Source organism: Desulfacinum infernum DSM 9756 (genome assembly GCF_900129305.1).
Classification (GTDB): Bacteria; Desulfobacterota; Syntrophobacteria; order Syntrophobacterales; family DSM-9756; genus Desulfacinum; species Desulfacinum infernum.
In genome coordinates, this window is sequence record NZ_FQVB01000009.1 from 139862 (window position 1) to 154688 (window position 14827).

At 62.5% G+C, this 14827-nt stretch carries 12 protein-coding genes; 5 read left to right on the forward strand and 7 right to left on the reverse strand.

Annotated features, from left to right (window positions below):
- Window positions 1-53: 53 nt before the first annotated feature.
- The 6 genes from BUB04_RS05885 to BUB04_RS05910 all read right to left on the reverse strand — a co-directional run bounded on the left by BUB04_RS05885 (window position 54) and on the right by BUB04_RS05910 (window position 7565).
- Window positions 54-1271 carry an ABC transporter permease gene (locus BUB04_RS05885; protein ID WP_073037847.1) on the reverse strand — a complete coding sequence of 406 codons (1218 nt, stop codon included), beginning with the start codon at window positions 1269-1271 and terminating at the stop codon, window positions 54-56.
- Window positions 1268-1990, reverse strand: a complete 723-nt coding sequence (locus tag BUB04_RS05890) for an ABC transporter ATP-binding protein (protein WP_073037849.1) — start codon at window positions 1988-1990, stop codon at window positions 1268-1270. The genes BUB04_RS05885 and BUB04_RS05890 overlap by 4 nt, the downstream gene beginning before the upstream one ends.
- A gap of 256 nt (window positions 1991-2246) precedes the next feature.
- Window positions 2247-3434, reverse strand: a complete 1188-nt coding sequence (locus tag BUB04_RS05895; RefSeq protein ID WP_073037850.1) for an efflux RND transporter periplasmic adaptor subunit — start codon at window positions 3432-3434, stop codon at window positions 2247-2249.
- Between the two features lie 118 nt (window positions 3435-3552).
- Window positions 3553-4854 (reverse strand): TolC family protein, encoded by a 1302-nt coding sequence (locus tag BUB04_RS05900; protein WP_073037852.1) that lies wholly within the window; start codon window positions 4852-4854, stop codon window positions 3553-3555.
- Between the two features lie 286 nt (window positions 4855-5140).
- Complete coding sequence (locus BUB04_RS05905) at window positions 5141-6454, reverse strand: thiamine pyrophosphate-dependent enzyme (protein WP_073037854.1); 1314 nt, start codon at window positions 6452-6454, stop codon at window positions 5141-5143.
- Window positions 6447-7565 (reverse strand): transketolase C-terminal domain-containing protein, encoded by a 1119-nt coding sequence (locus tag BUB04_RS05910; RefSeq protein ID WP_073037855.1) that lies wholly within the window; start codon window positions 7563-7565, stop codon window positions 6447-6449. Before BUB04_RS05910 ends, BUB04_RS05905 begins: the two co-directional genes overlap by 8 nt.
- Window positions 7566-7897: 332 nt before the next feature.
- On the opposite strand from BUB04_RS05910, the gene BUB04_RS05915 reads away from it, so the two are divergent.
- The 5 genes from BUB04_RS05915 (at window position 7898) to BUB04_RS05935 (ending at window position 13344) form a co-directional block, all read left to right on the forward strand.
- Window positions 7898-8911, forward strand: coding sequence for an amino acid ABC transporter substrate-binding protein (locus BUB04_RS05915; protein ID WP_073037857.1), 1014 nt, complete (start codon window positions 7898-7900; stop codon window positions 8909-8911).
- A gap of 212 nt (window positions 8912-9123) precedes the next feature.
- Window positions 9124-10317, forward strand: coding sequence for an amino acid ABC transporter permease (locus tag BUB04_RS05920; RefSeq protein ID WP_218588378.1), 1194 nt, complete (start codon window positions 9124-9126; stop codon window positions 10315-10317).
- 28 nt (window positions 10318-10345) lie between these two features.
- Window positions 10346-11428 carry an amino acid ABC transporter permease gene (locus tag BUB04_RS05925; RefSeq protein ID WP_073037861.1) on the forward strand — a complete coding sequence of 361 codons (1083 nt, stop codon included), beginning with the start codon at window positions 10346-10348 and terminating at the stop codon, window positions 11426-11428.
- Between the two features lie 293 nt (window positions 11429-11721).
- The gene (locus tag BUB04_RS05930) at window positions 11722-12492 is read left to right on the forward strand and encodes an amino acid ABC transporter ATP-binding protein (protein WP_073037863.1); all 771 of its coding nucleotides are present in this window, start codon (window positions 11722-11724) and stop codon (window positions 12490-12492) included.
- 120 nt (window positions 12493-12612) lie between these two features.
- Complete coding sequence (locus BUB04_RS05935; protein WP_073037865.1) at window positions 12613-13344, forward strand: PfkB family carbohydrate kinase; 732 nt, start codon at window positions 12613-12615, stop codon at window positions 13342-13344.
- Here BUB04_RS05935 and BUB04_RS05940 read toward each other — a convergent pair.
- Window positions 13318-14538, reverse strand: coding sequence for an ISL3 family transposase (locus tag BUB04_RS05940; protein ID WP_073037867.1), 1221 nt, complete (start codon window positions 14536-14538; stop codon window positions 13318-13320). The genes BUB04_RS05935 and BUB04_RS05940 overlap by 27 nt on opposite strands.
- Window positions 14539-14827: the final 289 nt, after the last annotated feature.

The window sequence follows — 14827 nt, forward strand, 5'->3', positions numbered from 1 at the left end:
GTTGCATCGGAAAACCTCCCATCGTTTGGGCCCGTTGGGGGTGTTCTTTGCCGCTATCCGTTGCGGATGGCCTGGATGGGGTGGATGGCGGCGGCGCGTCGGGCCGGCTGCAGCCCGAAGATCAGGCCCACCAGCGACGAGAGTGCCAGTCCCACCGCAAAGGCCTTCCAGGAAAAATAGATGGGAAAGTCCGCCACGAACTTGAGCAGGGGCCCCGCCGCCACTCCCAGCCCGAATCCCAGGACGCCGCCCGCCAGGGTGAGCGCGGTGGCCTCGAAGAGGAACTGGAAGAGAATGTCGCGCCGCCGGGCTCCCACGGCCCTCCGGATGCCGATTTCGGGAATCCTTTCGTTGACCGACAGGAGAAAGAGGTTGGCCAGGACGAATCCGGCCACCACCAGACTCATGACGCCCGTGATTCCGATGAAGATCACCAGGGATCCCGTGAGGGCCACCAGAAACCGGATGATCTCCTCCGAGGAAAGCAGGCGGAAGTCATCGGGCTGGCCCGGCTTGAGCTGATGGCGGTCCCGCAGGAAGGCCCGGACCTCCTCCCGATGTCGGGCCATGTTCCGCACGTCCATGAAGCGGATGCGCACTGCGTTCACGTACGTTTTTTCATTCATGAGCTTCTTCATGACCGTGGTGATGGGCATGACGATGCGGTCGTCCAGATTGTGGCCGGCCCCGGTGGTTCCCCGCTCTTCCAAAACCCCCACCACACGCACGGCCAGGTTGCGAACGAAAAGGAACTTTCCGATGGGATCGGTGTCGGGGAAGATCTCCCGCACCACCTGGGCGCCGATGAGGGCCACGTTGCGGGCGCCCTTCACGTCGGCTTCCGTCAGGTCGCGGCCGTCCACCACGGGCCAAGACCAGCTCCGGCTGTAGCCTTCGGTGGTGCCCGTCACCCGGGTCTGGTGCCGGCGGTTGCCGTAGGAGACGTTAACTTCTCGCACGGAACTCATGGGCACCAGCAGGTAGGCCGTGGGAAAGGCCTGTCGAAGCGCCTCCACGTCCCCCACGGTGATGGTCTTGTCCCGGCGGCCGATGGCACGGGCTTCTTCGCTTCCGCCCAGGACCAGCATGGCGTCGGGGCCGAACCGGTCCACCATCTCGTAGGCCTTTCGGTAGGCGCCTTCGGTGGCCGCCACGATCACGGTGATGGCGCTGATGCCCAGGGCCACGCTGGAGATGCAGAAAGCGGCGCGGAGCTTGAACGCCCGGACCGCCTGCAGGGCCTGGAGGATGGCAAAGAAAAAACGTCTCATGGCGTCACGGGGGCTCCGGCGTTAAGGGGCCGGGGATCGCGACGGACGCTTTCCTCCGTGGGCACGCCGTCCCGCATGCGGATCACCCGCCGGGCATAGGCCGCCACTTCCGGGTCGTGGGTCACCACCACGATGGTCTTTCCCCGTTCGTTGAGCGAAGAAAGGAGACGCATGATCCCGGCGGCCGTGGCGGTGTCCAGGGCTCCCGTGGGTTCGTCGGCCAGGACCAGCTCCGGATCGTTCATGAGGGCCCGGGCGATGGCCACCCGCTGCTGCTGACCTCCGGAAAGCTGGCTCGGCCGAAAGTTCGCCCGATCCTCCAATCCCACCAGGCTCAGAAGCTCCAGGGCTCGTTTCTTCCTCCCGTCCGGGGGCCGGTCCAGGTACAGGGTGGGAAGCAGCACGTTTTCCAGGGCCGTGGCGTAGGGAAGCAGATGGAAGCTCTGGAAGATGAACCCGATGTGTTCGCTTCGCATGCGGGAAAGTTCATCGTCGTCCATGGCCGTCACGTCCTTGCCGGCCAGCAGGTACCGGCCGGAAGACGGAACGTCCAGGCAGCCCAGGATGTTCATGAGGGTCGTCTTGCCGGATCCGGAAGGCCCCATGACGGCCACGAACTCCCCCGGCTCGATGGTGAGATCCACTTGACGCAGGGCCCAGACCACCATGTCGCCCGTGGTGTAGGTCCTGCTCACCTTTTCCAGCACGCAGAGGCTCATGGCCTCACCTTTCCGTTCGTCCAACGCAGCATCGTGCGACTAATTAAAGGCGGCGGATGATCGCTTTTCCCGTAGCGCAGCCCTTCAGGGCTGCGGAAGAACCCCCGGACGTTGGATAGGCCATCGCATACGGCTTTGGGACTTCATGGGGTTACGATGACCCTTCTCCGCGGGGCGGAAGCCCCGCGGCTATGAAAAGAGCGGCAATGCCCCGGGCTTTCGTGTCGGAGAGCCGTTGCCGGGCAAGCTCCCCGATTCAGCTTCCCCGCGGGCCCTTGGCCGGCGGCACGAACTTGGTGGCCACCACCTGGCCTTCCCGAAGCCCGGAGAGGATCTCCGTTCGGTCTTCGCCCCGGATCCCCAGTTGAACCTCCTTCTTGGCCACGGCGCCCGCCTCCTCCACCACATAGACCACCTGCTTGCCGGCCTCGAATTTCACGGCCGAATTGGGCACGCTCAGCACGTCGTCCTTTTGGGTCAGCACCACGCGGCAGTAGGTGGTCATCTCGGGGCGAAGCTGGAGCGCGTCCTTTTCGGGGATCTTCACAATGGCCAGGTAATACACGATGTTTTCGCGCACCACCGGCTGGGGGTAGATTTTTTCGACGGTTCCGAAAAAGGTGTGTTCGGGGTAGGTGTCCACGGAGTATTCCACGGATTGGCCCGGCACGACGCGGCCCACATCCGTTTCGTCCACGTAGATCTGCATTTCCAGCCGGGTGGGATCCATGACCGTGACCAGGTTGGCCACCTGAAGGCCGGTGACCACCGTTTCGCCTTCCTGTCCCGTCACCTCCATGACCACCCCGTCGATGGGGGCGGTGATCCGGGTGTAGCTCCACCGGATTTCGTCCTGCTTCAGGCGGGCCTCGGCTTCCTGGATCCGGGCGAGGGCGATGGCCTTCTGGGTTTCGAATTCGTCGCGAAGGCGCTGGAGCACCGCCTCCGCGGCGTCCAGTTCCGACCGGGCTCGGTCCACGGCTTCCCGGGTGGTGTAGTCTTCCCGGATGAGAGCGGTCTCCCTTTCCCACGTGATCCGGGCCAGGCGCCGGCGGGCTTCCGCCTCCCGGATCCTCTCCGGGTAGGTGCGTTCCACCTCTTCCAGGGTCTTCCGGGCGGCTTCCAAGGCGGCCCGGTCCGTTACCAGGGCCTTTTGGATCTCCCGGTCATCGATTACGGCGATGAGATCCCCCTTGCGGACCCTATCGCCCACCCGGACCCGCATCTCCACGATCGTGCCCGTGGCCCGCGCCCCGATCTTGATCTGGGCGCCCACCTGGGGCTTGATCATGCCCGTGGCCACCAGCACATCCCGGATGGAAGCCTTCTCGGCCTTGGCCGTCTCCAGGATTTCGAACCCCTTGGGAGCCTTCCACTTGCGATAGGCCAGGGTTCCCCCCAAGGCCACACAAGCCAGCAGAACCAGGATGAAAAGTCGTTTCACCGTGTCTCTCCACGCATGGGCCTAAATCCGACGATTCCTTCTCTCGGAGCGGTTCCGACGGCCGGGCGTAAAGCACGCCTCTACGAAAGCGGATGACCCCTTTGGGTAGGGGCGGGGTTTATCCCCGCCCGCTATGGCGTGCGGTGATAGGCAAACCCACGATCCGCTCGGATCCGGCGGCTCGTTCCAGCTCGATCCGGGCGGTCCAATAGTTTTGCAGCGATTCGATCCGTCGGATCCGGGCGGAGGCCAGAGCGCTTTCCGCCTGCACCAGGGCCAGGATGCCGCCCTTTCCCACGCGGTATTCCCCCAATGCCTGGCGGTAGTTGTGAAGCGACTGCCGGAGGGCCTCTCGTGCCGCCGCCACGCTGCGTGCCGCCGTCACCACGTCTTCGTACCGGTTGTGGCATTCCAGGCGGACCCGGCGCAGGATGTCGGCCCGTTGGGCCCGGGCGGCGTGGACCTGGTAGGATGCCGCCCGTCGGTCGTAGAACTTGTCCAGGCGAAAAAGGTTCCACGTGGCGGTCAGTCCCACCTGGCGTTGATCGTCCACGTTGTCGTAGGTGCCGCTTCCCTCGGTGGCGGCGTAGGAAGCCTCCGCGCTCAGGGTGGGAAGAAAGGGCGCTGCGGTCCCCTTCTTTCGGGATTCCGCCGCCCTCACGTCCTGATCGGCACTCAGGACCACCGGTCTCTTTTCGGACAGGGCCAGGAAATGGTCCCGGTCCTCCAGGGGAGGAAGCGGTTCCAGCGAGCCTGCGAGTTCCGCCTCGCCCGTCAGGGGCCGGCCCAGCAAGGACCAGAGCTCGGCGGCGGCTTTGGTCCAATTTCCCTCGGCCCGGACCTTCTCGAATCGGGCCTCTTCCAGCCGAACGGAGGCTTGAAGCACGTCCGACTTCAGGGCCACCCCCAGCCGGTGGCGGCCTTGGGCCACCTCCAGGTCCGTCGTGGCGTCCCGGACCTGCAGGATGCGCTCTTCCAGGATTCTTTTTCCGGCCAGCGCCCGGACAAAGGCCAGGGAGATGTCCCGGGCCACGTCCAGCCGGATTCTTTGCAGATCCAACCGGGCCTGGTCCAAGCGTGTTGCGGCCACGTCCCTTTCGGTTCGCCTGCGTCCCCCGTCAAAGAGCGTGTAGGACATGGAAAGGGAGGAGCGCTCCACGTGGTCGCTCTCCCCGTCCGTATGGACCTCGTCGGCGGAGGCTGCAAGATCCAGGGACGGCAGATAGGGCGAAAGCGTGGACCGCCATTGGGCTTCCGCCGCCTCCAACTCCCGGCGGGCGGCCGTGACCGCCGGATGGACTTCCAGTCCTTCCCGCACGGCCTCCTCCAGGGTCAGGGCAGGAGCCGAAGCCGCCGGAAGACCGATCAGGAGGAAAATCGCGTGGGCGAAAAGGAGTGTTCGGATCGTTTTGGTTGTCATGATTCCATCCGAGAACCGAGAGCTATATTCTCCGCGCCCAGAGCTGGAGGGCGCTCCGTTTCCGGGGCGATGGTTGCCGATTCGCGTCTGCCGCAGGGGCGGTTCGCGAACCGCCCCTACGTGAGCATCCCGCGGTATCCGATTTTCCCCGAGACTGAGTGGAACCTACCGGAGCGATTTTTCCATCGGGTTTTTCTACCGCCACGCCATGAGCGGGCGGCGATAAACCCCGCCCCTACTCTAAGGGTCGATGACAGAAAATCGTCCCATCCGGTTGCAAATCATCCTATCCCCGGCAAGTCTCCGCAAGGGCGGCGGCTTTGTGGAGCACCTCTTCCATGGCCGGATGCAGCTTTTCCGGGGCCGTTTGCCTTAGGGCTTGCAGGATTTGATCCACGGAAAAGATCCCCGCTGTTCGGGCGATGAGGACCAGGGACGCCAGGGCCCGGTCTTTCTTTCCGATCCCCGCCGCCTTGAAGTCCACGTCCAGGCAGCGGGCTCTGCAGGACGGAATGTCCACGTCGGCCGCCCGGATGACCAGAGTCCGTTCCTCCGCCGCCGCAAACAGATCTTTTCGCCGGGCCACGCCGTCCGAAGCCAGGGCGACGATCACGGCCGGATCCTCGATGCCGGGAAAAACGATGGGCTGAGGGGACAGAAGCACCTCCGTGATGGAAGGCCCGCGCATGACGGTGATGTTGTAGTCGTTTTTCTGAGTCACATGAAGCCCTCCCCGCAGGGCCGCTTCGGCCAGGAGGTTTCCGGCCGAGATGACCCGCTCCCCGGCGGCTCCCAGGAGCACCACGCCGAACGGTTCCGAAAGGGCGGCTTCAAAGGACGGTTCCGTTCCCTGGGGAATCGGGGCAGGTGTGGCGTTTCCCATTTTGAGGGCGTAGGCGCTTCGGTATTCTTCTCGGGCATTTTCCTGCACGACGCCGTCCCAACGGCCCGCGGCCTCCACCAGGCCTTCCAGCTCTTTGGGGGGGAGCGGGTTTTTCTTCATGTAACGGCCCGGGCAGCCGCCCCAGACGTCCACGATGGAAAAGCCCGGGTACTCCAGAGCTTCCACCAGCTTCTGCCGGAGATCCGGGTCGAAAACGGAGCGACGCACCACGAAGGGGGCTCCCGCCGCGGCCGCCACACGGCACACGTCCATGGGGTGTTCCAGCTCGTTGAGAAAGCCCGATCCCACCCGGGCGGAAGGCGGGGTGGTGCAGGAAAACTGGCCGCCGGTCATGCCGAAGTTGAAGTTGTTGAGCACCAGAAGCGTCAGGTCCACGTTCCGGCGGCAGGCGGCCAGCAGGTGGGCGCCCCCGATCCCCAGACCTCCGTCGCCCATGGTGACCACCACCTTGAGGTGGGGCCGGGCCATCTTGATGCCGGCCGCATAGGTGAGGGCCCTTCCGTGCAGGCCATGGAAGGCGTGGGTGTGGAAAAAGACGTCGAAAAGGCCCGAACAGCCGATGTCACTGACGATCACCACGTCTTCGGGGCGAAGCTCGAGATCCTGGAAGGCCTTGTCCAGAACGTGCAGGCTTCTTTCGTGGGAACAGCCCGGGCAGAAGACCGGCGGTCGGGAAGGGTTGAGCAGGCTAGTCACGGCACACCTCCTGGACGATCTCGCTGGGGCGAATGAGTCTTCCGCACATGAGGCCGAAAAAGTCCACCCGCTTGGTGCAGACCACCCTTCGGACTTCGTGGACCACCTGGCCCAGGTTCATCTCCACCACCAACACCCGGTCCGCCTCCTCAGCCGCCTCCCGGATCACTCTCTCCGGCACCGGCCAGAGGGTCTTGAGCACCAGCAGAGAAACCCGGGTGCCTCGATCCCGAAGACGCGCCACGGCAGCCCGGGCCGCCCGGGCCGTCACGCCGTAGGACACGATGAGGGTTCGGGCTCCCTCCTGCACGTCCAGCTCATGGAAGCTGAATTCGTCCGCGTGGGCTTCCACCTTGTTCTTGAGGCGCTCCACCAGAGTCTGCATGACCTGGGGGTCGGTGGTGATGTAGCCGTCCGGGCCGTGCATGGAGGAGGTCTGGCGCACCGGGACGTCGCCGCCGATGGGAAGAAAGGCCGGCACCCCGTCGGGACCTTGGGCCGCGAAGGGAAGGTAGTCCCCCTCCCGGTGAATCGTCCTCCCGATCGCCGGAGGCCGCTCCAACGCGTCCAGATCCACCGTCTCCCGGGTCATGCCGATTTCCTTGTTGCTGGCCACGAAAACGGGACAGCGGAACCGTTCCGCCAGATTGAAGGCATGGGCCGTGAGGGAAAAGCAGTCGGCGGCGCAGGTGGGGGCCAGCACGATCACGGGAAGCCCCCCGGAATTGCCCCAGCGCATGAAGTGCACGTCCCCGTCGGCGCCCCGGGTGGCCGCCCCGGTGGACGGCCCCTGGCGCATGACGTTCACGATCACCAGCGGGATTTCACTTCCGATGGCAAAGGAAATGTTTTCGCTGTAGAGACTGATGCCGGGGCCGGAAGTGGCCGTCATGGCCTTCAGGCCGGCCATGGAAGCCCCCAGGCAGTACCCGATGGAGGCGATTTCGTCTTCCCCCTGCATCACGATGCCTCCCGTCGGAGGCAGCGCTTCCAGCATGCCCGACAGGATGGAGCTGGCCGGGGTGATGGGATACCCTGCAAAGAAGCGGCATCCGGCGTACAAGGCTCCCCGGACCACCGCCTCGTTTCCGTCCATAAGGATACGTCCCATGGTGTGTCCAACCTCCATACAATCGCGTGGATGTGTTCGTTTTCGGTCTTCCCGACTCGCCCCTTTCCTATAGCATAGAGGCCGTGCGTTGTCCCCGAGGAACCGGTGTTCGTGGTCCGTGGTCCGCGATCCGTGAGGGGTTTTTCGGCTTGATCAAATCCTAGGAAATCCGTATGATTGCGCATCCTGTTTCGTAATTCCACAAGATGTTTAGCAAACTTTGGAAGACCCAGGCCTGAAGGGAGGTGGTAGGCGAGAATCGCTTTCGTGTGACGGCTGTCAGGAATATGGAGCCGCGTCCGCTAACAGGCACCAACAAGGAGGGAAAACCCATGAAAAGGATCCGTATCTTTGTCGTCCTTTTGGCCGTTCTGGCTTTGGCTTTGCCCGCAAACGCCGGCACGCTCGATGAGGTGAAGGCCCGCGGATACCTCATCGCGGGGGTCAACGGCAGCGTGTTCGGTTTCAGCATGCCCGACGAAAAGGGCGTGTGGAAGGGCCTGGACGTGGACACGGCCCGGGCCATCGCCGCGGCTGTTTTCGGAGATGCCAATAAGATCAAGTTCGTTCCCCTGACGGCCGTTCAGCGCCTGCCTGCCCTTCAGTCCAAGGAAATCGACGTGTTGTGTCGAAACACCACCCAGACCCTCACCCGGGAAACCACCAACGGGCTTAACTTCGTCCATGTGAATTTTTACGACGGGCAGGGCTTCATGGTGCCCAAAAAGCTGGGTGTCAAGAGCGCCAAGGAACTGGACGGCGCCACGGTGTGCGTCCTTCCCGGCACCACCACCGAGCTCAATGCGGCCGACTTTTTCCGCAAGAACAACATGCAGTGGAAGCCCGTGGTGATCGAGCAGGCCGCGGAGCTCAACAAGGCCTTCTTCGCCGGCCGCTGCGACGTGCTCACTTCCGATGTGTCTCAGCTTGCCGGCCATCGCGCCGTGGCCCCGGATCCCAATGAATACGTGATCCTGCCGGAAGTGATCTCCAAGGAACCCCTGGCTCCGGTGGTCCGGCACGGCGACGACCAGTGGTACGACATCGTCAACTGGACGGTCATGGCCCTGATCCAGGCGGAAGAGTTCGGCATCACGTCCCAGAACGTGGACGAGATGCTCAAGAGCAACGATCCGGAAATCCAGCGGTTTCTGGGCGTGACCCCGGGCATGGGCGCGGCCCTCGGGCTGGACGAGAAATGGGCCTACAACATCATCAAGCAGGTGGGCAACTACGGAGAGATCTTTGAACGCAACGTGGGTCCCAACACTCCGCTGGCCATGGAGCGCGGCCTGAACGCCCTGTGGACCCAGGGAGGCCTCATGTACGCGGCCCCCTTCCGTTGATATGGGATTATCGGTTGACAGTGCCCCCTCCGTGGGGCACTTTTTTTGTCCCTTGATCCCGGGTGCCGTGCCCTCTCACGCTGCCCTATGTTCTTCCCCGCCCGGTTCACCCGTTCGCCCGTTGGCTCCCGGGATCCTGAAAGAGCATCCATATCCCTCGTCGTGCCAAGATCCCGGAGACGGATTTGGGAACTTGAGAGGATAGAATGGCCTTGAACACATCCCGAACCGATGCCGCCGCGCTTCATGAAAAGCCCGAGCCGTTCTGGCTCGACCCGAAAAAGCGCGCCGTTCTCTTTCAGATTCTCGTGCTGGGCGTCGTGGGACTCATCGCCTGGTACCTCATTTCCAACACCGTGGCCAACCTGCAGCGCCAGAAGATCGCTACCGGATTCGACTTTCTGGGCAAGGAGGCGGCCTTCGAGATCGGCGAGTCCCTCATTGCCTACGACGCCTCCAACACCTACGCACGGGCCCTCGTGGTGGGCGCCCTCAACACCGTCAAGGTCTCCTTCATCGGCATCGTCATCACCGTCATCCTGGGAACCTTCATCGGCATCGCCCGCCTTTCCAGCAACTGGCTCATTTCCCGGTTGGCCGCCGCCTACATCGAATTCATGCAGGACATTCCCGTCCTGATACAGCTCTTTTTCTGGTACGCCATCTTCTATGAAACCCTGCCCAGTCCCCGACAGGCCTTGAACCCCATGCACGGCGTCTTCTTGTGCAACCGGGGGCTCATCATGCCGGTCCCGGAATTCCATCCGGCATACCGCTACGTCTTTTTGGCCTTTGTGGCGGCATGCTTCCTGGTGTGGGGCCTGCGGCGCTGGGCCCGCAAGCGCCAGGACGAAACCGGAAAGACCTTTCCGGTCTTCCGCGTGTCCCTGGGGCTTTTGGTGGGCCTCCCGCTGGCGGTGTGGATGGCCCTGGGATCGCCGTTTTCCCTGAACGTTCCCGAGCTTCGGGGCTTCAACTTCCGGGGCGGGACCACCTTGAGTCCCGAATTCATGGCGCTCCTGCTGGGCCTCATTCTCTACACGGCGGCCTTCGTGGCGGAGGTGGTCCGGGCCGGGATCCAGTCGGTGAGCAAGGGGCAGCGGGAGGCGGCCATGTCGTTGGGGCTTCGGCCGGCCCAGGTGCTCCGGTTGGTCATCCTTCCCCAGGCGCTCCGGGTCATCATTCCTCCACTCACCAGCCAGATGCTCAACCTGACCAAGAACAGCTCCCTGGCCGTGGCCATCGGGTATCCGGACTTCGTTTCCGTGGCCAACACCACCATCAACCAGACGGGGCAGTCCATCGAAGGCGTGGCGCTCATCATGGTGGTCTATCTTTTCTTCAGCCTGTCCACGTCCGCCTTCATGAACTGGTACAACAAGAAAGTTAAATTGGTGGAGCGTTGATCGCGCTTTGAGCGAGGAGAGGGTTTTCATGTCGGAACATGCGGAGGTGGTCAAGCCGCCGGTTACGTCCATTGGCGTGGTGGGCTGGCTGCGTCAGAATCTCTTCAATACGCCGCTCAATTCCCTGCTGACGCTGGCGACCCTCTATTTCCTGTGGACGGTCCTGCCGCCCTTTGTGCGCTGGGCCTTTCTGGACGCGTCCTGGTTCACTCCGTCCCAGGTCTGCCGGGACGGCGCCGGCGCCTGCTGGTCGGTCATCACTCAGAACATCCGCTTCATCCTTTTCGGTTTCTATCCCTACGACCAGCAATGGCGACCCATGACGGCGGTGGTGTTGCTGCTGGGGCTGCTCTTCTATTCCCGGGATCGCAAGAACTGGTCCAAATGGCTGGGCTACGCCTGGGTCGTGGGCCTGGCCTCCATGGGGGTCCTCATGGCGGGCGGCGTGCCGGGGCTTCCCGCCGTGGAAAGCACCAAGTGGGGCGGCCTGCCTTTGACGCTCCTCCTGTCCGTCTTCGGCCTCACGGCGGCCTATCCCTTGGGGGTCATTCTGGCTCTCGGGCGGCAGTCCAAGATGCCTGCCGTCAAGGTGCTGTGCGTGGTCTACATCGAGATGATCCGGGGCGTTCCCCTCATCAGTCTTCTCTTCATGGGCTCCATCATCTTCCCGCTCTTTCTCCCCGAGGGGATCACCATCAACAAGATCCTGCGGGCTCAGGTGGCCATCATTCTCTTCACGGCGGCCTACATCGCCGAGGTGGTGCGCGGCGGCCTCCAGGCCATCCCCCGGGGCCAGTACGAAGCGGCCGAATCCCTGGGGCTCAACTACTACCTCACCATGCGGCTGGTGATCCTGCCGCAGGCCTTGAAGATCGTTATTCCGCCCACGGTGAGCATTCTCATTTCCGCCTTCAAGGACACGTCCCTGGTGGTGATCATTGCGCTCTACGACGTGCTGAAGACTTCCCAGACGGTGCTCTCCAATCCCGAATGGATGGGGTTCAGCCGGGAGGTCTATATCTTCTTGGCCATTCTCTATTTCCTGGGTTGTTTTTCCATGTCCCACTACAGCCGCAAGCTGGAAATGGAACTGTCCACGGACAATCATTAGGATGCGGCCGACGGGGGAGGTCGCCGCGGGAAACCGACGGCGCGGGAGGAGTTGAGAAGAATTGCACCGCAGAGACACAGAGAGCGCAGAGGAGAAGGCTTTGGGAGGACGCGTGCCGGGGCGCTGAGACGCCGCCCCGGCACGCGATCCGCCCCCTTCGGGGGAACGGCACGGGAACATCCCGAAGGGCCGGCCTTGATCCTCGCCGCCTTTCTCAGCGGCGAGGATAAAAGAAAGAGTCTCTGCGGCCTCTGCGTCTCTGTGGTGACATCCAACGAGAGGAACAGGGATCCATGACCGAAAAAGCCGAAAGCCGTCCCAGACCCGATTCCGAAGTGATGGTGGAGATCATCGACCTGCACAAGTGGTTCGGTGAATTCCACGTGCTCAAGGGAATCAACCTGAAGGTGAACAAGCAGGAGCGGATCGTCATTTGCGGCCCGTCGGGCTCGGGCAAGTCCACCCTCATCCGGTGCATCAACCGACTGGAGGAACACCAGAGAGGGCGGATCATCGTGGACGGCATCGAACTGACCAACAACATCAAGAACATCGAAAAGATCCGCTCCGAGGTGGGCATGGTGTTCCAGCACTTCAACCTCTTTCCCCACCTGACCGTTTTGGACAACCTCACCCTGGGGCCCATCTGGGTTCGGAAGGTGCCGCGCAAGGAAGCGGAAGAGACGGCCATGTACTACCTGGAGAAGGTGCACATCGCCGAACAGGCCCACAAGTATCCGGGGCAGCTTTCCGGCGGTCAGCAGCAGCGGGTGGCCATCGCCCGGAGCCTGTGCATGTCGCCCAAGGTGATGCTTTTCGACGAACCCACCTCGGCCCTGGACCCCGAGATGATCAAGGAGGTCCTGGACGTCATGATCGAGCTGGCCCAGGAGGGAATGACCATGATCGTGGTGACCCACGAGATGGGATTCGCCCGGAGCGTGGCGCACCGGGTGCTCTTCATGGACGGCGGCCAGGTGGTGGAGGAAAACACCCCGGAAGAATTCTTCAACAACCCGCAGCACGAACGCACCAAGCTCTTCCTGAGCCAGATCCTACACTGAGACGCCGTCCGCCCCTGCCCAATGGGTCCGTGCCTTTTTGTAGGGGCGGGCTTTATGCCCGCCCTTCAGGACCTGTCCATGAGAAAGAATCCTCCAATTCAGGTGTAAGGAATGTCGCCCATGGAGGGAAAACGCTGGGACGTGATCGGGGTGGGGCAATGCGCCCTGGACTATTTGGGCCGGATCGATGCCTACCCTCCACCGGACGTGAAGTGCGAGTTTCGGGATCTGACCATCCAGGGCGGAGGGCCCACGGCCACCGCCCTGGTTGCTTTGGCCCGATGGGGCCTGCGGACGGCCCTGTGCGGCGTGGTGGGGGGCGACGCCTTCGGGGAGGAGATCCTGGCGTCGCTTCGCCGGGAGGGTGTGGACACCCGCCATGTGCTGGTCCGCAAGGGGAAGACGTCCCAGTTCGCCTTCATCGTGGCGGAAGCCGGCACGGGGCGGCGCACCATCTTCTGGCAGCGGCCCACGGGAGAGGCGTTGCGGTCGTTTGAAGTTCCGCTGGACGAGGTGCGGGCGGCCCGGGCGCTCCTTACGGACGGCCTTTTCATGGATGCGGCCCTCCGGGCGGCGGAAGCGGCCCGCCGGGCGTCCGTTCCGGTGGTGGTGGACGCGGGAAGCCTCCGGGACGGCATGTTGGATCTGGCCCGGAAAAGCGATCATTTCATCACGTCCGAAACCTTCGCCCGGTCTCTCGTGGGAGGATCGGATCCCGAAGGGGCGTGCCGGAAACTGGCCGAACTGGGCCCGAAGGTGGTGGGGGTGACCCTGGGCCCCCGGGGGTCGGTCTTCCATGCCGATGGGCTCTTTTTTGCCTCTTCGCTACTTCAAATGGATAGCCAAATCTAACTTCCCGGCAATGAGGTAGACCATCGTGATGAGATTCTGGCTGTTGCGGTACCCACGGGCCTTTCTCTTCGCCGCTTGGATCAGGCCGTTGATGGCCTCGAGAATGCCATTGGTGACTCGAGAACGGAACCATCGCAAGATTCCCTGCCAATGATTCTTGATCGTGTAGGCTGCCTTGATAATCGGCTCTAAGCGGCTGTGGGTTGCCCAGAAAAACCAGCGCTTAAGGTACTCTTCTGCGTGTTCGAGGGGCTGTTCATAGAACTGCTGGAAAGCCAACTTGATGCGGTAGGCACGAGCCGTTTTCAGGTGAAGCCTTTTCATGCTCAACGCTTCTCGCAACTCTTTCTGCTTGGGGGTGAGGTGGATCTCATTCTTCAACCAGAGGAAACGACTTCCTTTCAACTCCGGCCGTTCCTTCTGCTCCTGACGCCGGACTTGGTCGACGGCATCGTTGAGGATCTTGACCACATGGAATTTATCGAAGGTCAGCTCAGCATCGGGGAAGGTTTCGGACACGCCGCTTATGTAGGCCGAAGACATGTCACAGCAGACTTCAACGATGTTTTCCGTCTTGCCTCCGTGGGCCCTGAGGTCATCACGAAAGGCTTTGACGGTTTGGGAGTCTTTGCCCGGTGCGACGAAGATCACCTTTCGTCTGTCGAGATCGACAAAGACCGTAATGTAATTGTGGCCCCGCTTGGACGAAGTCTCGTCGATGCCGACCTTTCGGACTTTCGAGAAATCCTCTCTGGTTCTGGCCTCTTGCACATAGTGATCGATCACCCGCCAGATGCGGGTATCGTGTTCTCCGATCAGTCGGGCCACGGCATTGACGGGCATCTCTTTTGCGAGCTGCAAGATGAAAGCTTCAAATAGAAGGGTAAAACCGCTTCCAGGTCTGGCCCAAGGCACATTGAGGGTCTTAACGCCGCAGTGGCCACATCGGACCCTGGGAAGGCGCGCATGCAGGTAACATTCGTGTTGGAAGAAGTTGAGGTGTCTCCAGGTTTTTTGCGAGCTGTCGTAGACCTTGCAACCTTCTGAGCCGCACACCGGACAAGGGAACTGGGCTCCCGGCTCGAAGTTCAGCTCGATGTCGAGAACCTGCCGCTCGGGATCAAAGGTAATCTTATGAACATACCAAGGTGGGGTGAGCGACAAAGCAACCTGGAAGAGCTCTTCAGTTTTCATCCGGGAAAACACCTCTTGCGCCTTGTGTCAACAGATGTGATCGTCGAGCCCGCATGGCCGAACACCGCTAACATCCTTGAGCCGGAGGCTGGAGGAGGCCATCCTCTCGCCGTCGGCCTACTTTCCACACAGCATGGGCAAGGAGGTGATGTCAAGACTGCGATAGCACCCGAAGGGCTTGGTCTTGACATCACCTCCGCCCATGCTAGCGTCTTTGGAAAGGGGGCCGCCGAAGCTAACGCTTTCGCATCAGTTTTTTTGCGGTTTCCACACAAAACAGCGAAGAGCC